Source organism: Sulfuriferula multivorans (genome assembly GCF_003851125.1).
In the GTDB taxonomy this organism is placed as follows: Bacteria; Pseudomonadota; Gammaproteobacteria; order Burkholderiales; family Sulfuriferulaceae; genus Sulfuriferula; species Sulfuriferula multivorans.
The window spans coordinates 1-20,792 of the sequence record NZ_BGOW01000038.1; the positions used below are offsets into that span (position 1 = coordinate 1).

Annotated in this window: 18 protein-coding genes; 4 read left to right on the forward strand and 14 right to left on the reverse strand. The window is 54.5% G+C overall.

Going from position 1 to position 20,792, the window contains the following annotated elements; all coding sequences use genetic code 11:
• Positions 1-142 precede the first annotated feature (142 nt).
• Complete coding sequence (locus tag EI185_RS15400) at positions 143-2,884, forward strand: DUF1631 family protein (RefSeq protein ID WP_124706042.1); 2,742 nt, start codon at positions 143-145, stop codon at positions 2,882-2,884.
• 68 nt (positions 2,885-2,952) lie between these two features.
• Here the strand turns inward: EI185_RS15400 and EI185_RS15405 are convergent, their stop codons facing one another.
• Both EI185_RS15405 and EI185_RS15410 read right to left on the reverse strand, forming a co-directional pair.
• Entirely contained in the window at positions 2,953-4,275 is a 1,323-nt protein-coding gene (locus EI185_RS15405) for an ATP-binding protein (RefSeq protein ID WP_124706043.1), read from the reverse strand.
• On the reverse strand, positions 4,272-4,985 hold the full coding sequence (locus EI185_RS15410) for a response regulator (protein WP_124706044.1): 714 nt from the start codon (positions 4,983-4,985) through the stop codon (positions 4,272-4,274). Before EI185_RS15410 ends, EI185_RS15405 begins: the two co-directional genes overlap by 4 nt.
• A gap of 147 nt (positions 4,986-5,132) precedes the next feature.
• On the opposite strand from EI185_RS15410, the gene EI185_RS15415 reads away from it, so the two are divergent.
• Both EI185_RS15415 and EI185_RS15420 read left to right on the forward strand, forming a co-directional pair.
• A complete protein-coding gene (locus EI185_RS15415; RefSeq protein WP_124706045.1) occupies positions 5,133-5,456 on the forward strand; it encodes a hypothetical protein in 324 nt (107 codons plus the stop codon).
• 43 nt (positions 5,457-5,499) lie between these two features.
• Complete coding sequence (locus EI185_RS15420) at positions 5,500-6,030, forward strand: glycine zipper 2TM domain-containing protein (RefSeq protein ID WP_124706046.1); 531 nt, start codon at positions 5,500-5,502, stop codon at positions 6,028-6,030.
• 37 nt (positions 6,031-6,067) lie between these two features.
• Here the strand turns inward: EI185_RS15420 and EI185_RS15425 are convergent, their stop codons facing one another.
• The 4 genes from EI185_RS15425 to ilvA form a co-directional block, all read right to left on the reverse strand.
• Positions 6,068-7,306: a multifunctional CCA addition/repair protein gene (locus tag EI185_RS15425; RefSeq protein WP_124706047.1), complete on the reverse strand. Its 1,239-nt coding sequence runs from the start codon at positions 7,304-7,306 to the stop codon at positions 6,068-6,070.
• 8 nt (positions 7,307-7,314) lie between these two features.
• A complete protein-coding gene (locus tag EI185_RS15430; RefSeq protein WP_124706048.1) occupies positions 7,315-8,352 on the reverse strand; it encodes a complex I NDUFA9 subunit family protein in 1,038 nt (345 codons plus the stop codon).
• Between the two features lie 69 nt (positions 8,353-8,421).
• Positions 8,422-10,416 carry a lytic transglycosylase domain-containing protein gene (locus EI185_RS15435; RefSeq protein ID WP_124706049.1) on the reverse strand — a complete coding sequence of 665 codons (1,995 nt, stop codon included), beginning with the start codon at positions 10,414-10,416 and terminating at the stop codon, positions 8,422-8,424.
• Positions 10,417-10,420: 4 nt separating this feature from the next.
• Positions 10,421-11,947 (reverse strand): threonine ammonia-lyase, biosynthetic, encoded by a 1,527-nt coding sequence (gene ilvA, locus EI185_RS15440; RefSeq protein WP_124706050.1) that lies wholly within the window; start codon positions 11,945-11,947, stop codon positions 10,421-10,423.
• A gap of 116 nt (positions 11,948-12,063) precedes the next feature.
• On the opposite strand from ilvA, the gene rpiA reads away from it, so the two are divergent.
• Positions 12,064-12,726: a ribose-5-phosphate isomerase RpiA gene (gene rpiA, locus EI185_RS15445; RefSeq protein WP_189836436.1), complete on the forward strand. Its 663-nt coding sequence runs from the start codon at positions 12,064-12,066 to the stop codon at positions 12,724-12,726.
• On the opposite strand, the gene yacG is transcribed toward rpiA, so the two are convergent.
• From yacG to EI185_RS15485, 8 genes are all read right to left on the reverse strand, one after another.
• Complete coding sequence (gene yacG, locus EI185_RS15450; protein WP_124706127.1) at positions 12,723-12,917, reverse strand: DNA gyrase inhibitor YacG; 195 nt, start codon at positions 12,915-12,917, stop codon at positions 12,723-12,725. The two genes, rpiA and yacG, sit on opposite strands and share 4 nt — an antisense overlap.
• The gene (zapD, locus tag EI185_RS15455) at positions 12,914-13,666 is read right to left on the reverse strand and encodes a cell division protein ZapD (RefSeq protein ID WP_124706052.1); all 753 of its coding nucleotides are present in this window, start codon (positions 13,664-13,666) and stop codon (positions 12,914-12,916) included. The genes yacG and zapD overlap by 4 nt, the downstream gene beginning before the upstream one ends.
• Positions 13,667-13,847: 181 nt before the next feature.
• Positions 13,848-14,450, reverse strand: a complete 603-nt coding sequence (gene coaE / locus EI185_RS15460) for a dephospho-CoA kinase (protein WP_124706053.1) — start codon at positions 14,448-14,450, stop codon at positions 13,848-13,850.
• Positions 14,451-14,452: 2 nt separating this feature from the next.
• On the reverse strand, positions 14,453-15,319 hold the full coding sequence (locus EI185_RS15465) for a prepilin peptidase (RefSeq protein WP_124706054.1): 867 nt from the start codon (positions 15,317-15,319) through the stop codon (positions 14,453-14,455).
• 33 nt (positions 15,320-15,352) lie between these two features.
• Complete coding sequence (locus EI185_RS15470; RefSeq protein ID WP_124706055.1) at positions 15,353-16,582, reverse strand: type II secretion system F family protein; 1,230 nt, start codon at positions 16,580-16,582, stop codon at positions 15,353-15,355.
• A gap of 225 nt (positions 16,583-16,807) precedes the next feature.
• Entirely contained in the window at positions 16,808-18,523 is a 1,716-nt protein-coding gene (gene pilB, locus EI185_RS15475) for a type IV-A pilus assembly ATPase PilB (protein WP_124706056.1), read from the reverse strand.
• A gap of 87 nt (positions 18,524-18,610) precedes the next feature.
• Complete coding sequence (locus EI185_RS15480; protein WP_124706057.1) at positions 18,611-19,900, reverse strand: HlyC/CorC family transporter; 1,290 nt, start codon at positions 19,898-19,900, stop codon at positions 18,611-18,613.
• A gap of 72 nt (positions 19,901-19,972) precedes the next feature.
• A complete protein-coding gene (locus EI185_RS15485; RefSeq protein ID WP_124706058.1) occupies positions 19,973-20,779 on the reverse strand; it encodes a cytochrome C assembly family protein in 807 nt (268 codons plus the stop codon).
• Positions 20,780-20,792 lie beyond the last annotated feature (13 nt).

The window sequence follows — 20,792 nt, forward strand, 5'->3', positions numbered from 1 at the left end:
GGAGAAATCACCCGAGCGGGTGATAAAGTTCTTCCAGGATGCACGCGTAAAATATGCAGCATGAATCACGGATAAATCAGGCCGGATCAATAAATAACAGCACGAGCGGCGCCTGTGTTATCGAGATGAGGGAGATAGAGTCGTGACCGATCCAAAAGAGTTATTGATCGCTGCAAGGATCGAGTTTTTGCGCGCATATCTGGATGCTTTTGATCAATTTCTTCCACAAAGCATTGAAAATGCATTTAAAAAAGCGGACAACAGCCGCTCTTCTCTGGAACAAAGCCATTATTTCACAGTACACGGCGTCCTGAGTGAGCGTCATGCCGAACTCAGACAACGGCTGCACGACAGTATGGACAAACTGCTTAATCGCAGTCTGCAAACGGCATACAGCACATTCCGTCCGGCTTTTTCAGGATCGGGGCATGAAGGTGTTTTGTCACTTGTAGAAACTTCAGTATTTGAAGGCGAACTGAAACTGGTTGCGTTTACTGATCGTTTCCGCAATGAAGCGACAGAACAGCTGCGTGACTTGAATATCCGTATTGCCTTGTTGTTCGGTCAAGACGATATAAAAGAACGTGAAGTCCCATTCCGCCCCTATCTGGTTTCGAGATCACTCGCCGACGCTTCGGAAAATATGGGTTTGCCAAACGAGTTAGTCCAAATACTGACACAATTATTGGCAACAGGCATGGAAAGCACTATCGATGGCATTTATGCCAGCGTGAATGCATTCTTTGCGCAAAACGGCGTTGCGGCTGAATTGCCGCTTAGAATCAGGAAATCCCCCAACAAAACGGCCCCAACAAAGTCCTCATACTCCGACGATCACGAATCAGTTGTTACAGACGGCAAGGATGCAACGCCATCGCCCGCCCAATACCGCCATAGCACCCAATCTGACGTAGATAACATAACCGGCAGAAATGCATCAACCACGGCGCCGGAACAGAGTGCAGAGCAGTTTCTGCAAACAATTAAAACCATGGCAAACACCGCATCGAACCAGCATGCCGCCCAAGCCGTAACGCACCCCAATGCTGGCATTGCCGATGGTGCCGCGAACGATGGAAGCGCATCGACGGGTGCAAATCAATCTACCCATCAGACAATATCGGCAGTCTCGCATGAACAAAAGCTTGATCAGTTGCTGAGCATGGTGAAGCGTTATAGTGAAACAGCGTCAGGTTTGGGCCATGTGTCAGGCTCCAGTGCGAGTGATGCCCATGGCGTGGAGCAGCCGGCAGGCACAGAGGCAACAAAGCCGACGCAAGCCAATAGGCCAGCATCATCAGGGTGGTTGAGTGGCGCTCAGAAGGTAGGACAGTTGCTACGCAAGCTACTGGGCAGTGGCGGCGTGCAGATACATCCTTCCGGTGTATCCAAATCCTATATACCACCTGCTGCCGCCCGCGCATTAACCGTTCAACTGGCTCAATCGATAGATACACTTCTGCTAGAACGAACCCCTGCTACAGCCGACATGCTGGGAAGTAACGGTGAGATACGCAACCTGATTCTTGAGCAGCGCTCCAATCTTGAGGCGCAAACCCAGGAAGTCGATGAGCAAATGACCATCGATGTCGTAGCCATGCTGTTCGAGTTTATTTTGCGCGACAGCCAGGTGCCACCGGAGGTGCGCGCGCAGCTTGGCAGATTGCAGTTCCTGGTGTTGAAGCTGGCCTTGCGCGACCCCACGCTATTGACTCAAAAATGGCATCCCGTGCGCGTGCTGATCAATCGGATAGGTGCCATTTCTGTTGGGCTGAAGCAACTGGATCCGGACGGCGTCCGGATGAGCGCGAAAATTTGCCAGATCGTAGAAACATTGCTGAACGAAGCCGTCAACGATCTGGATACGTTTGCAACTTTGTTAGCCAGGTTGCTGGACGATTTCGATGCGTTTGTAGCGGCGGAATTACGTAGCAAAGACGAAAAATTAAATCGTGCGGTCGAGGCAATAGAGAATGTACAAAGCCGGACGCTACGGTTTACCCATGTCTGGGCGCAAATGGCGGAAATATTGTCGGGCCTCACACTCGACGCCTTTCTGCACGATTTCCTGTCCAACACATGGGTGCAAGTCATAGAGCGTGCCGAAAATATTGGCGTGGTACGCGCTGAACGATTTCGTTCACTGGTCCCCGACCTGGTCTGGAGCATTGCACCCAAGATAGATGAGCATGATCGCCAGGAAATGTCGGTGATATTGCCTATCATGATTCGTACCTTGCGCGAAGGTTTGGCGTTAATCGGCAGCCCGGAAACGCAGGAAAAGGAATTGCTGGACTGGCTATTTGATGCGCATACCCGTGCATTGCGCTCGATCAACGAGTCGTTTCAAATACCCTCCTTATCTTTGATGCACGACACCTTCGAGCGTCTGGTTAAAAATGTGGCGGTTGAGCAGCCCCCGGCAACGGATATTCCGCAACGTGCTGCCGAAAAAGCCCTGATGGATGCGGCGATCAGACAATTGGACACCGATATTCAATCGCTGGATTCTTATTTCGAGCCAGAAGAAACGTCTGCCAGCAAGGCTGATGAAGTGACCATCAGCAACGATGCCGGACCCTCCTCACAGGGGGCGGATGCCCGGTTTGACGAAAACATTACCGCACGTCTGCATAGTGGTATTTTTATCGAAATCAAATTAAGCAAAACCCCTAGCCGCGCCCGTTTAAGCTGGGTTAGCGCCGATGCGTCCAATTTGATATTAAGTCTGGATGAGCAGAACACGCCTGTACTGATGCGTCTGGGTGTATTCCGGCGCCTGGTAGCGAATCAACGGGTACGATTCATTGAAGACCAGCCGCTTTTCGAACGGGCGGTACAGTCGTTGCTGGATTCGGCAGAGCAAATGGATCAGGTCGAGTAGTTAAAATCGATCAGCGAAACAGGCGTGGCAATTGGTGAAGTGGATGGACATTTTTTTCCGGCTGCTTTTTATGCCTTTTCAATAACGGAAGGTATTATCGGAATATGCACCTCCGCGCTCAGCCCCCCGCCGGTGCGCAGCAGCAGCAACACCTGCCAGTGGTTGGCTTGCGCCAGTTGCTGGGCGATGGACAAACCCAATCCGCTACCGCCGGTCGCCTTGTTGCGCGATGTTTCCAACCGGTAGAATGGCCGGAATACCGCTTCGATCTGGTCCGGCGGAATCCCCGGACCGCGATCCATGATGCGGATTTTCGCAACGCCTGGAGTACACAGGCATTCCAGCGTAATGGGCTGGCGGTTGCCATAGCGCAGCGCGTTCTCGATCAAATTCGATACCACCCGGCGCAACGAATTCGGCCCAACTGCGGCCATGCAGGCGTTTTGTGCCTTCCATTCCACCACCCCCCCACCACGGCGAGCGTCCTCGGCCAGTTCATCGAGCAACACATTCAGGTCAAGCATTTGCACCGGCTCTGCCTGCAAGCCCCGCGACAGCTCAAGAAAGCTGCCAATCAGGCGGTTCATTTCTTCCAGGTCGTGCTCAATTTGCCCGATCAGGCGTGCATCCGCATCTTGCGGCAACATGGCCAGGGCCAGCCGCATACGCGCGATCGGCGTACGCAAATCATGCGAGATTCCAGCCAGCAGGGTAGTACGGTTGGCTAGCAAAGCCTGAACCTCATTCGCCATGCGGTTGAAGGCGCGGGTCAGCGAAACCAGCTCGGTGGCGCCGGACTCAGGCAGCGGCTGGGGCATTTGCCCTTGTCCCACCTCACCTGCCGCCGAACCCAGCCGCACCAGCGTACGGCTGATGCGCCGCACCATGACCAAGGCAGTCAGCCATGTCAGCAAGGCACCCAGGCTAACCAGTCCGACCGCGGCCAGCGGAGATTGCACGCCGTAGCGGTCCCGCTCGAACCCAATACGAATAAGGTGTCCGCCCATACGCATTTCTGCCCAGACCCAGCCGTTTTCGCCGGCTTTGAGCACGATATCCTGCCCGGTACGGCGGCTGAGCGATTGTTCGATGTAGCTGCTATTCAGAAAACTGTCGGCGCGCGCTGCCAGCGGCGCATCCACGCGCTTGATGAGCAAATGGTGGTGTACGGCAAGCTCACGCTCGAAATAAGGCCGGGTTTCCGGGGGTAATTCCACCCAGGTCTGTACTGACAACACCATCAATCCAGCCAGATCATCGGCTGAACGCAGCGCCATCGGCTTGAGTATCGTGACGGCCACCAGCGCCAGCGCGGTGATCTGAAAGACCAGGAAAGCCAGCCCGAGTATCGCGGCAGTGCGCCCAAACAACGAAGCTGGCCAAAGCCTCATGCAGCTGCGCCTTTCGGCGCAAACAAGTAGCCCTGCCCCCAGACGGTACGAATGAATACCGGATTGGCCGGATCGGGCTCGATTTTGCGGCGCAGACGGGTGACGCGCACATCTATGCTGCGGTCGAACGGATCGCGCTCGTAGCCTTTGATCATGTCCATCAGGCTATCACGGGTCAGCACGCGGTTAGGATGCTCGACAAAAATACGCAAAATGGCGAATTCGGCCGTGGTAATCGGTATTTCTTCACTGTCGCGCAGCAGGCGCTGGGCGTCCAGATCCAGGCTGAACGGACCAAAGCTGGCAATGTTGTTTGTGACCGTCTCGGCGGGAATCGCCTGTTTACGACGCAGCACCGCACGAATACGAGCCAGCAATTCGCGCGGGTTGAATGGTTTTGGCATGTAATCGTCCGCACCAACCTCCAGCCCGACGATACGATCAATATCCTCACCCCGCGCTGACAGCATGATGATGGGCAACGCCGTGCTGGCGCGCAGACGACGTGCAATCGACAGACCGTCTTCACCGGGCATCATCAGGTCGAGGATAACCAGATCCGGGCTTATCCGGGTTAACTCTTCGTCCATTTTTCCGCCATCGGCAGCACACGTGACTGTATAGCCCTGGCTGGTAAGATATTGCTCAAGCAGCGAGCGTAGCCCGGCGTCGTCGTCCACGACCAGAATGTGTTCTTGGGTATTTTCCATGCCGCCAATATACAACTGTCCAGACCGATTTAGCCACACAGTTACACACTGTTACAGTTTTATGCTGATTGGAAATGCTTTTGCAAGCTCTATCGTCCATTATGCAATTGTGGATTCAGAAACCGGATCACGGATAAGGAGTGAATCATGAAAATACGCAACTTGATTGCTTTTGTTTCCCTCGGCCTTAGTCTGGGCGCGACGATGCCAGCATTTGCTGACACGTCTTTTAATACTGGCCCGGCGCTGAATAACGCCGCTCAAGTTTTGCTGGCAAGCCGCGACGGCGATAATGAAGCGCGCGGTAATGGCCGGGATCAAGCGGACCGACGCAGTAATGGCGACAGTGGCAGGCTGCAATATGAAGGGCGCCGCGACGAGCGTCAGGGCCGTTTTGGTTACGGTTTTGAGCGCCGCCAGGAACACGATCAGCGTCAGCCGAACAATGGACGGGACCGTCAGCAAAACTGACCTCAGTCAATGCGTGTCACGTTTGCATACAAGGAGAAAAATCATGCATACCCCAAAAATCATCGTCTCCGCCATGCTGCTGGCAACCACTTCCACGGTTGCGCTGGCTGATCCCGGAATGAGCTTTACCGACCGTGCGCAAGTGGTCTCATCCACGCCGATCTATCAGCAGGTAAACGAGCCGCATCGCGAGTGCTGGACCGAAACCGTCGGGGGTGAATCCCGGAGTGGTGACCATTCATATGGGGGCGCCATAGTCGGAGGCCTGATAGGCGGCCTGCTTGGCAATACTGTGGGCCAGGGTAACGGACGCACTGCCGCTACGGCAGTGGGAGCGGTTACCGGCGCCATGGTGGGTGACAATATCGGCAACCGCGACAGTTATGGTTACCAGCCACGCCAGGTGGAGCGCTGCCGGGTGCAGGACAATTATCGTCAGGTCGTATCCGGCTACAACGTGGTGTACCGCTATCGCGGCCGCGACTTTACCACCACTATGCCTTACGATCCGGGCAACACTCTGAATCTCAACGTGAGCGCAACCGTGGCGCAAAATCAGGGCAACAACTGGTAATCACACCGCTGCCGGCGCGATACTCCCACACGGCTTGCTAGGATTGCGGCGTCTCGTCGTCCTGTGCCGCACCCAACGCATGACGAATTGCCTGCAGGCGTGCGGCGTGGATACGCTCCCCGACATCGCCCGCTTCGCCGCTACGCGCAATCGCCCCGGCATCTACGCCTTGCGCGGCTGTCAAAGCTGTACGCAGGTGATCCGCAGCTGGATAATCGCAGGTTTCAAAACCCGGCCGGCCGCGTGCGTCGCATTCGCAGGCTTGCAAAAATTGCTCAAAGCGCTCCGGCCGACGCAAGGCGTCCGTGGCTTCCAGCATATTAATGATGGTAACGGCGCGCAACTGTAAGGCACGGTGAACGTCGCCATGATAGCGTGCGGTGATCAGCGCCAGATCGCGGCATTCGTTAGGCACCCGGATACGTTGGCATAACGCCTTGACCAGCCCCACGCTGCGCGCCTCGTGGCCATGATGGCGCGGCCATTCCTCGCGCGGTGTGGTGCCCTTGCCAAGGTCATGGGTCAGTGCGGCGAAACGCACCGCCAGCGTGTAATTTTGGGAAGCTGCATAATCCACCACCTGCATCACGTGGATGCCGGTATCAATTTCGGGGTGGTATTGCGGCGGTTGCGGCACACCGAACAGACGATCTACTTCGGGCATGATCCGCGCCAGGGCGCCGCAGGCACGCAGGGTTTCGAACATGCGTGACGGCTGTGCTTCCATCAGGCCGCGCGCCAACTCCTGCCAGACACGTTCCGGCACCAGATGATCGACCTCTCCGCTGCTGACCATTTCGGACATCAACGCCATGGTTTCGGGTGCGATGGAAAAATCGGTAAAACGCGCCATGAAACGCGCCACGCGCAAAACCCTGACCGGGTCTTCAACGAATGCGGCGCTGACATGACGCAATACGCGTGCCTCTATATCGCGGCAGCCATCATATGGATCGATCAATTCGCCCGATTCGGCTTTGGCGATGGCGTTGATGGTGAGATCGCGCCGGGCGAGATCCTGCTCCAGCGTAACCTCGGGGGCAGCGCTCACTTCAAATCCTTTATAACCCCGCGTGGTCTTGCGCTCGGTGCGGGCGAGCGCGTATTCATCATGCGTAACGGGGTGTAAAAAAACCGGGAAATCGCGTCCAACTGGTTGGTAACCCAGTTGGGCCATGGCCTCCGGGGTACTGCCAACCACCACGTAATCACGGTCCTGGACGGGCAGGCCGAGCAACTCGTCCCGCACGGCACCGCCCACCGCGTAGATCTGCATGATGGTGATCAGCGCCCGGCGCGATTGCGGAACGCCTGATAGCGCCCGCGCGGGTGACTATCACGGAGATACTCGGGAGCGATCGCTTCCAGTGCTGCGGGCTTGTAGCTTGCAGGCGACGGGAATTCACCGCTGCAAATATTATCCACTTGCATGGCAAAGTAATTGTCGCGCGTCATGATTTTTTTGCCCGGCTTGTATTCCATCGCCCATGCCTGCCAATAAGACATCATGTCGCACAACGCAATAATCCGGGGATGCGCGCCTACTGTGTGACCGGCCAATTCCACCAGTTCCTGCAGCGTGTAAACCCTGGGACCGCACAAGTCATAGGTCTGGCCAAAGCTGGCAGTGTCGCCCAGCGCACTGACAAAGGCGCGCGCCACATCTTCCACCCATACCGGCTGAAAACGTGCGTGTGCATTGCCCAGTGGAACAAGAGGAAAAGTCTGGGTCAGGGCGGCAAACAGGGTGAGGAAGCTATCGCCTCGACCAAAAATCACCGAAGGCCTGAAAATCGTGGTGTAAAGTCTGGCACCCCGCACGAACTTGGGGCCATCCAGGTACCAGCGCTCATTATCCGAATGCGGCATACCCGCCTCGCGCACCAGCGCTTCGCCTATCCCTTTGGAGCGCTGATAGGCGCTATTGGAGGTGCCTGTAGCACCCAGTGCGCTCATGTGCAATAGACGCTGGATACCGTGTTCGGTGCAGGCATGCACTATCTTGCGCGGCAGCTCGACATGGACCCGTTGAAAATCACCGCGCCGCGCGGAGGGCTTGTCCGTGCGCCCCGGACGCGTTTCGTGCAGGATGCCGACCAGATTGATGACTGCATCCATGCCAAGAAAATACTGCTTGAGTTGTGCCGGGTCGTGGATATCAGCGTCAATCACCTCCACGGTAGGCAATACGATCAGGTCTTTGGCGCGCTCACGGTTGCGCGTGAGTACGCGCACTTTGCATCCTTGTGCAGCGAGCATGCGCACAATATTGGCCCCGACAAAACCGCTGCCGCCCAACACACAGATATTCTTGAATTTCATGCCGGTTCCTGAAGAGAAAGCTTACAAAGCCGTGGATTTTAACCTAAAATCCGCACCCGCTGGAGCGGGTCAATTGTCACAGGCCGGTGCGTTTTCATCGGTTCCACCGCACAAGGGTGCGATCGCCACTCCGGCAATGCTACCCAGCCGCGCCTTGAGCGACTGTCCCGGCTGACCGAAGCTGCGCGCGTAATAGATAGCATTGGCCATGACTTTCTTGACGTAATCGCGAGTTTCGCTAAAGGGGATGCTCTCCGTATAGATTGCACCCTCCAGCGCCTGCTCGCCGCGCCAGCGTCGCGCTCTGCCCGGTCCCGCATTGTAGCCTGCTGTCGCCAGCACAAGTGAGCCATCCAGGCTTTGCTGTATGGTCTTCAGGTAATACATGCCAAACTGCATGTTGGTATCCAGCCCGTGGATGCTGTCCGCCTGAAAATGGCGGATACCCAGTTTGTTGGCGATCCAGCGCGCCGTCGCCGGCATCACCTGCATCAGGCCAGCAGCCCCCACTCCGGATTTGGCGCGCGACACAAAGCGGCTTTCCTGGCGCATCAGGCCGTATACCCAGGCTTCGTCCAGCCCGTATTCCTTGGCATATTTGTGGGCAATGTCGCGATAGGGCGCCAAAAACCGCAGGTCGAAGTCGTGCAGTTGCTGGGTGCGATCTGCGGTATTAATGGCGCGGTCATACCAGTCGTTCTGCCGCGCCAACTCGGCAGCAGCGAGCAAACGCCGGTCATCAAAGTTGCGTGTCGCCCAAATCCATTCATTATTGGCTTCGGTGCGCAAATCCAGCTTGTACAAGATAAGCGCCCGGGCAATATCCGGTACGCGCCCCATCGCCGCCACTTCATCGCTGCCGACTTTGAAATTAACCGTCTGCGCACCCAGCGCGGCACCCAGATCTTCCTCAGCCAGCAGTCCATAGAAATTGTTTTCACGCGATAGCGGCGCCAGTAACGCATTGGCCTGATATAGCTTGTTGTGCAATTTATAGGCGCGCGCCAACCAGTAGCGCCATGCCGGTTCGGCACGCGCACTATCGCTCATCTGCAGAATGGTCGCTTGCACCACGTCCCAGTTGCCTACACGTAGCGCCTCACGTACTTTCCAGGCCAGCAGTTCATCATTCATGCCGTCAACGCCTGCCCGGTCAAACCAGCCCAACGCCTCCGGGAGATGCTGGCGAGCGCCGTACAGCCCCAATTGTCCCCAGACATAGTGTTGATCAGGCACAGAAAACTCAGCACGGAGTGTTTCCCAGCGTTGCGCTGCATTGCGCGCATCCCTTCGCGCCAGGCGCGTGATCGCATAGATAGCCAGTTCGCGTTCGACACGGCTATCCAGGTCCAGATTGGGCTTGCCCAGCAGCCGTTCTGGCGCGGTGGTCACCATATCCACCAGACGCGCGTCCGATTGCTGCTGCCCGGGCAAATAGGCAAGTATCGACTTCGCCACGCTCGGGTTAGCTGATTCCAACGCCAGGCGGAAGCGCTGCCAGATGTCTTCATGGCTAATCAGATTGTCAGCGATCAATTGTTCGAACAATGGCGTGCATGCCTCAGGCAAGTCTTTACCAGTGAACCATAGCGCGACGCCATCCTTCAGCGCCAGCGTCTCTCCCTGCGCGATGCGGCCGCGTATGGCATAGCATTGGAGAGTGAGATCAGATTTGACCAGCAGGGGGTATTCCGTCAGAAAAGTGCCCCAGTCCTGATTTTTCCCGAGCAGCCGAAGCCAATCGCCACGCAGCTTGTCAGACAGTACGCTGTCGGTATTGCGCGCCATGAAATCGCGTATTTCGTCTGGGCTCGCGTCTTTCAAGCGCGCCGATAATGCCCAGTATTGAACGTAAGGTAGCAGGATAGAGCCTTTGAGGCGCTCCGCGTACCCAGGCAGCAATTGAATTTTGCCGGTACGGAAGGCCTCGCGCGCAGCCAGTAAATCCGTTCCGTCATTCGCATATCCAGGCAGCGGCAGCAACCCCAGGCAAATCACGGCAATGGCCATTAATGCGCGAAAATTTGCATTCAGGCGCAGCAGAGACTGAAAGTTATTCTGCACAGCCTTAACTCAGAAACAAGGTATAAGCCGGATTCTGGCTTTCGTCCCAGTAGCGATAACCCAACTGATCCAGCGATGCCCGGAAGCTCGCCTGCTCATCCGGCGGCACTTGGATACCCACCAGCACACGACCATAATCAGCCCCATGATTGCGGTAATGGAACAGGCTGATGTTCCACTGCTGGCCGATACTATTGAGAAAACGCATCAATGCGCCAGGACGCTCCGGAAATTCGAAACGATATACCCGTTCGTGCTCAACCTGCGGCGCGTGACCGCCAACCAGATGACGCACATGCAGCTTGGCCATCTCGTTATCCGTCAGATCCACGGCGGTAAGGCCGTTCTCCTTGAGCATGGCAACCAGCTGCGTAGCTTCTTCGCGGCTGGTTACCTGCACACCGGCAAATACATGAGCAGCGCTCAGATCCGAGTAACGGTAATTGAATTCGGTAATATTGCGCGGACCCAGCAGCGTGCAGAATGCCTTGAAGCTGCCGGGTGTCTCAGGAATGGTTACCGCCAGCACGGCTTCGCGCTGTTCGCCCAGTTCTGCACGTTCGGAAATATACCGTAGCCGCTCGAAATTCATGTTGGCGCCGCTGGCAACCGCCACCACGGTTTTGCCGGTGACTGCTTCACGCGCACACCACTGTTTAGCACCGGCGATGCTCAATGCACCCGAAGGCTCAAGAATTGAACGAGTATCCTCGAATACATCCTTGATCGCTGCGCAGATGGCGTCATTGTCCACACGAATGATTTCATCCACATACTGGCTGGCCAGGCGAAAAGTTTCTTCCCCCACCTGTTTCACCGCCACACCATCAGCAAATAATCCCACCTGACTCAGCAGTACCCGCTCATGCTGTTCCAGCGAGCGTGCCATGGCATCAGCGTCTTCCGGCTCCACCCCGATAACTTTTATTTCCGGTTTGAGCGACTTGATATACACGGCCATCCCGGCGATCAACCCGCCACCGCCTACCGGCACGAACACTGCATCGATGTGGCCGCCGTGCTGGCGCAATATTTCCATGGCAACGGTACCCTGCCCCGCAATCACATCCGGGTCGTCGTAAGCATGCACATAAGTGGCGCCGCTCGCCTGGGCCAGCACCTGCGCATGCGCATAAGCTTCATCATAAGAATCACCACACAGGACTACCTCTGCTCCCCTCGCTTTGACCGCATTTACCTTGATTTGCGGAGTGGGTAGCGGCATGACGATGGTGGCGTGGCAGCCCAGCTTCTGTGCAGCCAGCGCGACACCTTGTGCATGGTTGCCCGCGGATGCCGTGATCACGCCAGCGGCCAGTGCCTGTTCGGATAAACCGGAAATTTTGTTATAAGCGCCGCGCAACTTGAACGAAAATACAGACTGCAAATCCTCGCGCTTCAACCATACCTGGTTACCCATGCGCGCCGAAAGATTAGGCGCGCGCTCAAGCGGGGACTCAATGGCAACATCGTAGACACGGGAGGTGAGAATGCGAACCAGATAATCATTGAAAACGTGTGCGGTTGACATGATGCGACTTTGGACAAGGACAGCATCCAAGATTAGCAGGCTTTGGGGTGTTTGTGAAAAAAGCGGATTATAGCTATCCTGCGAGTTTTGTTGTAAATGAGGGTTGCATAATGACAATGACGCAGGAACAACTGAAACAGGCTGTTGCACGTGCCGCAATTGATTATGTTCCACAAGGAATTATCGGCGTGGGCACGGGCTCCACCGCCAATTTCTTTATTGATGAACTGGCCACCATTAAAGGCCGTTTTGAAGCCGCTGTAGCCAGTTCCGAAGCCACCGCCCAACGCTTGAGAAGCCATGGCATTCAGGTGCTGGATCTGAATAGCGTGGGGGAACTGGAAATTTATGTGGATGGCGCAGATGAAATTACCCGTCACATGCATATGATCAAGGGCGGCGGCGGAGCACTCACGCGCGAAAAAATCGTTGCTGCGTGCAGCAAGAAATTCATCTGCATGGCAGACGAATCCAAATTAGTAGACGTACTGGGCAAGTTTCCTTTGCCGGTCGAAGTGATTCCCATGGCGCAGAGCCATGTGGCCCGCGAGTTGGCCAAACTGGGTGGTCAACCCAGGCTACGCGCTGGCTTCACCACCGACAACGGCAATGTGATTCTGGATGTTCACAACCTTGTCATTGCGAATCCGGTCGAGCTGGAAACACAAATCAACCAGATCGTGGGGGTGGTCACCAACGGCCTGTTCTCCCAACGTCCTGCCGATGTGCTGCTATTGGGCACCACCGGCGGCGTGAAAATCCTTCGGGCGGCAGATTAATCTTTGTTTTCGGGATCAGCATTTTCTGACTCCGGCTTGCCCGCGTCAGGAATGCGATACCCTTCCGCAGCCCATTGCCCAAGATCGATCAGACGACAACGCTTCGAGCAAAAGGGGCGAAATTTGTTGGACTCAGTCCATTCCACCAAGGCGCCGCAACTCGGACAGGTTACCGTAACTGGTTTTTTCACAGGTTGCAAAAGGTCAGCTCAAACTCGACATCGCTCTCGCACAAACGGGGGCGACCTTTTCCCAGCGACATGAAGCGAATATTGAGCGCATATTTATTGGCGCTGATTTCGGGAGCACAAGGCAGTTCGCGACGCAGATTGATCCGCAACATTTGTGCGCTCTTACCCGCCAGCATTTGCTGAAAAGCGCCTCCAAAGGCAATGTGATGTGTGGGTTTTCCGCTCTCGCGTAACAATTTGAGCACAACACTCAAACCGTCATAGATTGGCAGCATCGGGGTAAGCCATTCGCCGATTTCTTCCTGTCGTCGCATTACAGGCAGATGCAGCCAGTAATGATACGCGGGCAAATCGAACTCGCAGGCTCCTCCGGGGATATTGGTGCGCTGCTTGATCGCCATCAACCATTCGTTATCGCGCAGATGCTGACCCAACTTGCCTGGAATTGCATGAATATCAGCAATACAGCTGGCAATCTCGTCCAGCACCTGATTTAGTCGTTGCTCGGAAATTGCCGGATTGCTGCGTAACAGTTCAAGTCCATGACGCTGACGCTCGAGTTCCTGGAGCAGGTCGGATTTAAGGTCGGCGCGACTGGCGACCTCGAGAATTTCAAATAATGCCAGTAGTGCCGCGTGGTGTTGGCGAGCGTCTTCCTGGATGGCAAAGTAGCGCACCTTGTCGAACATATCCTCCAGCCGCAGCAGGGTACGCACACGCTCGCTCAGGGGATATTCGTAACAAATCACCGCTGCATCCGGAGGAAATCAAAAAAAAGGATGGAAAGACTCACGACCTGCACGCCTCTAATTTAGAAATGAGGGATCAGTACACGCCAACCCGTGTCATTGAAGTATTTAACTGGGCCGATTCTGACTGATAAAGATTGCGTTGGCAAACATTATTCAAGCGAAGGATGAGAACCTTCGTTCAGCTTTTCGCAAGCGCCAAATAGGCCTGATGCAGTGTTTGCACCTGCTCGCGCAAATCATCCAGGCTGCCATTATTGACGATAATGTCGTCCGCCCTTGCCAGACGCGCCTTGCGTGGCAACTGGTTGGCCATGATAGCCCGCACTTGTTCCTCGCTCAGTGATGCACGCTGCATGGTACGCATGATTTGCATGCGCTCTTCGCAATCCACCACCAACACACGCTTGACTACTTCCTCGTAGCTACCCGTTTCCAGCAGCAATGGCGCCACCAGCATTGTATACGGCGCCTCTGATTGTAGCGTGGCCAGCAAGGCACGTGACCGTATCATGGGATGAAGAATAGCTTCAAGACGCGCTTTAGCCGTACTATCAGTGAAAATCAGTGTGCGCATCGCGGCACGATCGAGAGCGCCGTCGGGCGCAATGAATTCATCGCCGAATGCGAGTCTGATCGCTTCCATTGCCATGCCCGCAGGGCCAGTCAACGTATGTGAAATCTCATCGGTATCCACCACACCAGCGCCGAGTTCAGCGAATATGCGACTCACGCTGGTTTTGCCGGACCCGATCCCCCCGGTCAATCCCACACACAAAGCCATGCTCAAAACCCGGCCAGGTAGGCCTGCAAGATGGGCGCGCCCCAAAACAGAGCAACCAGTCCACCGCCCGCCAGATAAGGCCCAAACGGAATCGGCACGGAACGCCCGCGTCGCGCCAGCACAATCAGCACAATGCCAACCAGAGCGCCAATAAAGGAGGACAGCAGGATAACCAAAGGCAGCATCTTCCAACCCAGCCAGGCACCGATGGCGGCAAGCAATTTGAAATCGCCATAACCCATACCCTCTTTACCGGTGATCAGCTTGAACAGCCAATAAATGCTCCACAGCACCATATAGCCCATGATGGCTCCGACGACCGCTTGATCCAGCGGCACAAATACGCCACCGAGGTTGAACAGCAGTCCCAGCCACAACAAAGGCAACGTCATGTCATCCGGCAAAAGTTGAGTATCGAAGTCAATAAAGGTCAGCGCGATCAGCATCCATACCAAAAGCAAAGCACCTGCTGCTGCCCAACCAAAACCGAAATGCCAGGCTGTAAATGCAGAAAGCAGGCCGGTAAGCGCTTCCACCAGCGGGTAACGCAGACTGATATGCGCGCCACAACCAGCGCACTTTCCGCGCAACCAGGCATAGCTCAGCACCGGAATGTTTTCCATAGCCCCTATCAGGTGGCCGCAACTCGTGCAGGCGGAGCGCGGCACCATCAGATTATATGGAGTCGCTGACGGCGCGTCTTCCCCCCTCAGCGCAGCGCACTGGGCACCCCAGTCGCGTTCCATGATTTTTGGCAAGCGATGGATGACCACATTCAGAAAGCTGCCGATCAACAAACCAAAACCGCCACAGAGGATGGCAAACAGCTGCGGGTCTGCGCTCAACAACACAGAAAAGGACAAGGGCATAGCCAACGGCTCCGGAAGTGGTGAAGCCCGCGATTAGCCGACCACGCTGCCCATTTTGAAAATAGGCAAGTACATGGCGATCACCATGCCGCCAATCAGCGTACCCAGCACCACCATGATGATCGGTTCCATCAGGCTGGAGAGGGACTCTACCGCATCATCAACTTCACGCTCGAAGAAATCCGCCACCTTGCTCAGCATTGAATCGAGCGCACCTGATTCTTCACCAATAGATACCATCTGCTGCACCATGTTGGGAAAAATACCGCTGTTCTGCATGGCTACGGTCAGGCTGGTACCGGTACTTACTTCGGCGCGGATTTTTTGCGTCGCTTCATAAAACACATGATTGCCTGCCGCACCTGCAACTGACGTTAATGCATCCACCAGCGGCACACCCGCCGCAAACATGGTGGACAGGGTGCGCGTCCAGCGAGCAATGGCCGCTTTCTCAATCAACGGACCGAATATGGGTAGTTTGAGCATGGTTCGATCCATTACTGCCTGCATTTTTTGGGAACGTTTCCATGTGTAGAAGAAGAACCAGAATCCGCCACCTATCACACTGAATATCAACCACCAGTAGGCCACAAAAAAATCAGATATGCCCATCAAGACCAGCGTAGGGGCCGGCAGATCGGCGCCAAAACTGCTGAACAGCTCTTTAAACGCAGGAACCACAAAGAGCATAATCACGGCCGTGATGATGAACGCCACAACCAGCACTGCCGATGGATAAAACAGGGCCGACTTGATCTTGCCCTTGATGGCTATGATTTTTTCTTTGTAAGTCGCCAACCGGTCCAGCACACTATCCAGAATACCGGCCTGTTCACCCGCATTCACCAGATTGATGTAGAGCTGGTCAAAATACAAAGGGTGTTTGGCGAATGCCTGGCTCATGCTGCTGCCTGTTTCAATGTTGCTTTTAATGTCGATCAGGAGTTTTTGTACGGATGGATTGGCATGACCGCGCGACACAATATCAAATGATTGCAGCAGTGGCACGCCCGATTTCATCATCGTGGCAAGCTGCCGCGTGAACAGCGCCACATCCTTTTCGGTAATTTTTTTGCCCCGCCCGAAGCCGCTCCGTTTTTTAACCTTGGTAACGGAAATACCTTGGCGACGCAGGGTTGCATTTACTACGGCCTCGCCGCCCGCATTCATTTCACCCTTGACCTTTTTGCCCTTTTTGTCCACGCCCTCCCACACGAAGGGAACTTCTTTTTTGAGCGTAACTGTTGTTTTTGCTACTGCCATATCGGACTCCGCGTACCAGCTAGAGATGAATTCGGATTGATATCTGGATATGTCATTAAATTGCACGCGAACAGTTTAAAGCATGAAGCCTTATTCATTCATTAATGGATCAAAGACTCATGTACCATTACTGAATAAGGTTTCGCTTCAAATGAAGACGCGCCAAATATTATGGAATATCCGGGTTTAGTCTTTAACGACAGGTTATAGACTAACTTTATTTATCTATTCATTGGTGACTGCTTCAACTTCTTCCAGTGAAGTCATACCGGCCTTGACTTTGAGCAGCCCGGCCTGACGCAAATCGCGGACTCCCTCACGCCGCGCCTGATCGGCGATATCGATAGCATTACCGTTTTTCATGATGATACGGGTCATCTCGTCAGTAATCGGCATGACCTGATAGATACCTACCCGGCCTTTGTAACCGGTATTTTTGCATAGCTCGCAACCCACCGCATGATACGGCTGCCAGCTACCGTCCAGGTCTTCCTCTTTGAAACCGGCGCGTAGCAACGCTTCCTTGGGAATGGTCGCTGGCTGTTTGCAACTGCAAAGTCGCCGCGCCAGGCGCTGGGCGGTAATCAGGATCACACTGGAAGCGATGTTGAACGGCGCCACACCCATGTTCATCAGTCGAGTGAGCGTGGTGGGCGCATCATTGGTATGCAAAGTCGACAACACCATATGCCCGGTTTGCGCGGCCTTGATGGAAATATCCGCGGTCTCCAGATCGCGAATCTCGCCCACCATGATGACGTCCGGATCCTGGCGCAGGAAGGCACGCAGTGCCACAGAAAAGGTCAGTCCTGCCTTGTCGTTGACGTTAACCTGATTGATCCCAGGCAAATTTATTTCGGCCGGATCCTCAGCCGTGGAGATATTAACCCCAGGCTTGTTGAGTATATTCAGGCATGTATACAACGACACGGTTTTACCGCTACCAGTGGGGCCGGTGACCAGCACCATGCCATAGGGACGCTGTACGGCGTTAAGCAATAATTCTTTTTGATCCGGGTCATAGCCCAGCGCATCAATACCGAGCTGCGCACTGGCCGGGTCAAGAATACGCATCACGATTTTTTCGCCATACAGCGTGGGCAGGGAACTCACCCGAAAATCAATGGCGCGATTCTTGGAGAGCACCAGCTTCATGCGCCCGTCCTGTGGTACGCGCTTTTCGGCAATATCCAGCTTGGAGATCACCTTGATGCGCGAGGAGATTTTTTCCTTGATGGCAATTGGCGGTTGGGCAACTTCATAAAGCTGTCCATCGAGGCGGTAGCGGATACGATAAAATTTCTCGAACGGCTCAAAGTGGATATCAGATACACCGGTATTGATCGCATCCAGCAGGATTTTTTGCAGGTAACGGACGATAGGCGCATCGTCGATATCCATACTGGCCGCATCATCCACTTTGGCCAGCGCTTCATCGTCGGTAAACTCCAGATCGATATCTTCGCTATCGAGATTATCCAGTACGCTGGCGTTTCCCTCGCTGAGCTGTTCGATAAGCTTGCCGAGTTTGTCATCCTCCACCACTACAATATCTACACCGAGATTAGTCTGGAACTTGACCTCATCTATAGCCTGGAGATTGGTAGGATCGGACACCGCAACCGAGAGACGGTTACCTCGTTGATAAAGAGCGAGTACCCTGCGTTTTTGCGCCAGCTTGGGATCCAGCAAGCTTTTCGGTAATAATTCAGGATCAAGCGCCAATAGATCAAAATACGGGAAACCGAATTGTGCTGCCGCAAATTCTGCAATTTGCACTGGTTTGATTTTTTTGACGCTAATTACCTGGGAAACGAAACCTTCTCCCGAACTCGTCGCCTGCTTGGCCAATGCCTCTGCCTCAGACTCAGAGAGCCATTTTTCTTGGACTAGCGCACGCGCCAAACCAGTCAAACCGGAATTTGCTATGGTAGCTGCCATACTTTAAATATCTCGATAAAGGACAAAATAAGTTAATGCAGTTTGCCAAATAGTGCGCTGCCAACCCTGATTTGTAAAGATTATCGACTAGCTATTTACCGTATCCACGTTGCCAGCAATCGGGAAAATGCGCGCCACTTTGACTGCACGTTCCTGTACTTGGACAATTTCAACAACATAACTGCCAATCTTCAACGTCGTACCCGGCTCGGGGATGTCCTCCAGATGCTCCAGAACCAAGCCGTTCAGGGTTTTCGGTCCTTCCAATGGCAGGTGCAGCCCCAGCTTGCGATTGATGCTGCGGACCAGGCTGGCTCCTTCCACCAACCAACTTCCGTCCGGCTGAGTGATAAAGCCGGACAATTGTTCAGGCGCCTGTGTAGTGAACTCGCCGACAATCTCTTCGAGGATGTCTTCCAATGTAACCAATCCCATCAACTCACCGTATTCGTCCACCACCAGCCCGACACGACGCTGGTTTTCCTGAAAATGCCGCAACTGAGTGAATAAAGGCGTGCCGGAAGGAATGAAATATGCCTCTTGACGGCTCTGCATCAACGCCTCCGCGTCGAGTTCTCCACTGCGCATGTGATACGCTGCATCGCGTACATGCAACATACCGGCAATATCGTCCAAATGCCCGTGATACAACGGCAACCGGGTATGATGGCTCGTAGACAGCTGGCGTAATAGGGTATCCGCGTCGGCCTCCATATCGATCGCCTCCATCTGGCTGCGCGGGGTCATCACATCGTCCACGGTGATTTCTTCCAGATCCAGCAGATTAAGCAATATGCCGCGATGGGCAGAAGGTAACAGCTTCCCAGATTCCAGCACCAAAGTTCGCAGTTCTTCAATACCCAGAACGCTGTTCTGGCTTTCCTCTACCGGACGCAATCTCAGTAAACGCAACAAACCCTGTACAAACAGATTGATAAACCACACCACCGGATAGGCAAACTTGAGCAGCGGTGTCAGCACGAAACTGGCGGCAAAGGCGATTTTTTCCGGATAGGTCGCCCCGATCACCTTGGGCGTTACTTCGCTGAATACCAGGATGACGAAGGTCACCGCCAGTGTGGCCATGCCCAGCGCCAGTTCACCCTGACCAAATACGCGTATGGTAATCACCGTAACCAGCGTCGCAGCGGCTGCATTGATCAAATTATTGCCGAGTAAAATCACACCCAGCAGCTTGTCGGTATTGGCCAGCAAGCGGGTTGTACGCTTCGCACCACGGTGTCCGTGTTTGGCCAAGTGGCGTAACCGATAGCGATTGATCGCCATCATACTGGTTTCGGAAGATGAGAAAAATGCTGAGATAAGTAGCAGGACTACCAGGGCTGCCAGGAGCGCACTAATTGGTATGTCGTTCAAGCGGGATATGAATCAGAATAAGGAATTAGATCAAGTTTAGAGATTGGGCGGCGCCTGTCAAGTCAAGGCAAATCAACGGTGCAAGAGGATTTCCAGAACAAACTTGCTACCAATATAAGCCAGCACCAGCATCACAAACCCTGCCAGCGTCCATCTGATGGCTATGCGCCCGCGCCAGCCCCACAGTCGGCGACCACTCAATAACGCAGCAAATACTACCCATGACAGGATGGCAAATATGGTTTTGTGGTTGAACTGCATCGGCTCATGAAAAAGCTCTTCAGAAAACAGCATCCCGCTTGCCAAAGTCAAGGTCAGCAATACAAAACCCACGCCGATAATGCGAAACAGAAGACTCTCCAGCGTTAGCAAGGGCGGCAGATTGGCAACCACCCCCGGCTGGTTGACGTTGTGCAAACGCTTTTCCACCATGGCCATCAATGCGGCATGAAGCGCCGCAATAGTGAACAGACTGTATGCCAACAAGGCAATGATCAGATGTACCCGAAATGCCAGCAATTCTGTATTGCCCAATACATGTGTAGTGGGTAATACAAGCGGGGTAAGGACTGCAACTGCCGCCAGCCCCGACAATGGGGCCAACAAAACCTCAAGACGGTAACGGAAACTGCCCAACCAATAAATCAGTACCGCCAGCCAGATAATGGCAGACAGTGCATTGCCCACTCCCAGATTGAGCCCGGCCGGATTCGACACGGTGTCAATCAACAGCAGAAAATGCAATGCCAGCGCGGGCAGGGGCAGCATTTTCTCCCATACTGCACCGGGCTGTGTGGTGTGCCAGCGGGTACGCCAAAAATGCCAACCAACCAGGGCGTATAACAAGCTGACCAGTGGATAGAACAAGTCAAGGTTCATCTGGGTTAGAATA

What these genes read in the sequence shown, in the direction of transcription:
- EI185_RS15405 (WP_124706043.1), bottom strand. Translation starts at nt 4,275, where the DNA reads ATGAGGCTTTGGCCAGCTTCGTTGTTTGGGCGCACTGCCGCGATACTC.
- EI185_RS15410 (WP_124706044.1), bottom strand. Translation starts at nt 4,985, where the DNA reads ATGGAAAATACCCAAGAACACATTCTGGTCGTGGACGACGACGCCGGG.
- EI185_RS15415 (WP_124706045.1), top strand. Translation starts at nt 5,133, where the DNA reads ATGAAAATACGCAACTTGATTGCTTTTGTTTCCCTCGGCCTTAGTCTG.
- EI185_RS15420 (WP_124706046.1), top strand. Translation starts at nt 5,500, where the DNA reads ATGCATACCCCAAAAATCATCGTCTCCGCCATGCTGCTGGCAACCACT.
- EI185_RS15425 (WP_124706047.1), bottom strand. Translation starts at nt 7,306, where the DNA reads ATGCAGATCTACGCGGTGGGCGGTGCCGTGCGGGACGAGTTGCTCGGC.
- EI185_RS15430 (WP_124706048.1), bottom strand. Translation starts at nt 8,352, where the DNA reads ATGAAATTCAAGAATATCTGTGTGTTGGGCGGCAGCGGTTTTGTCGGG.
- ilvA (WP_124706050.1), bottom strand. Translation starts at nt 11,947, where the DNA reads ATGTCAACCGCACACGTTTTCAATGATTATCTGGTTCGCATTCTCACC.
- rpiA (WP_189836436.1), top strand. Translation starts at nt 12,064, where the DNA reads ATGACGCAGGAACAACTGAAACAGGCTGTTGCACGTGCCGCAATTGAT.
- coaE (WP_124706053.1), bottom strand. Translation starts at nt 14,450, where the DNA reads ATGGCTTTGTGTGTGGGATTGACCGGGGGGATCGGGTCCGGCAAAACC.
- EI185_RS15465 (WP_124706054.1), bottom strand. Translation starts at nt 15,319, where the DNA reads ATGCCCTTGTCCTTTTCTGTGTTGTTGAGCGCAGACCCGCAGCTGTTT.
- EI185_RS15470 (WP_124706055.1), bottom strand. Translation starts at nt 16,582, where the DNA reads ATGGCAGTAGCAAAAACAACAGTTACGCTCAAAAAAGAAGTTCCCTTC.
- pilB (WP_124706056.1), bottom strand. Translation starts at nt 18,523, where the DNA reads ATGGCAGCTACCATAGCAAATTCCGGTTTGACTGGTTTGGCGCGTGCG.
- EI185_RS15485 (WP_124706058.1), bottom strand. Translation starts at nt 20,779, where the DNA reads ATGAACCTTGACTTGTTCTATCCACTGGTCAGCTTGTTATACGCCCTG.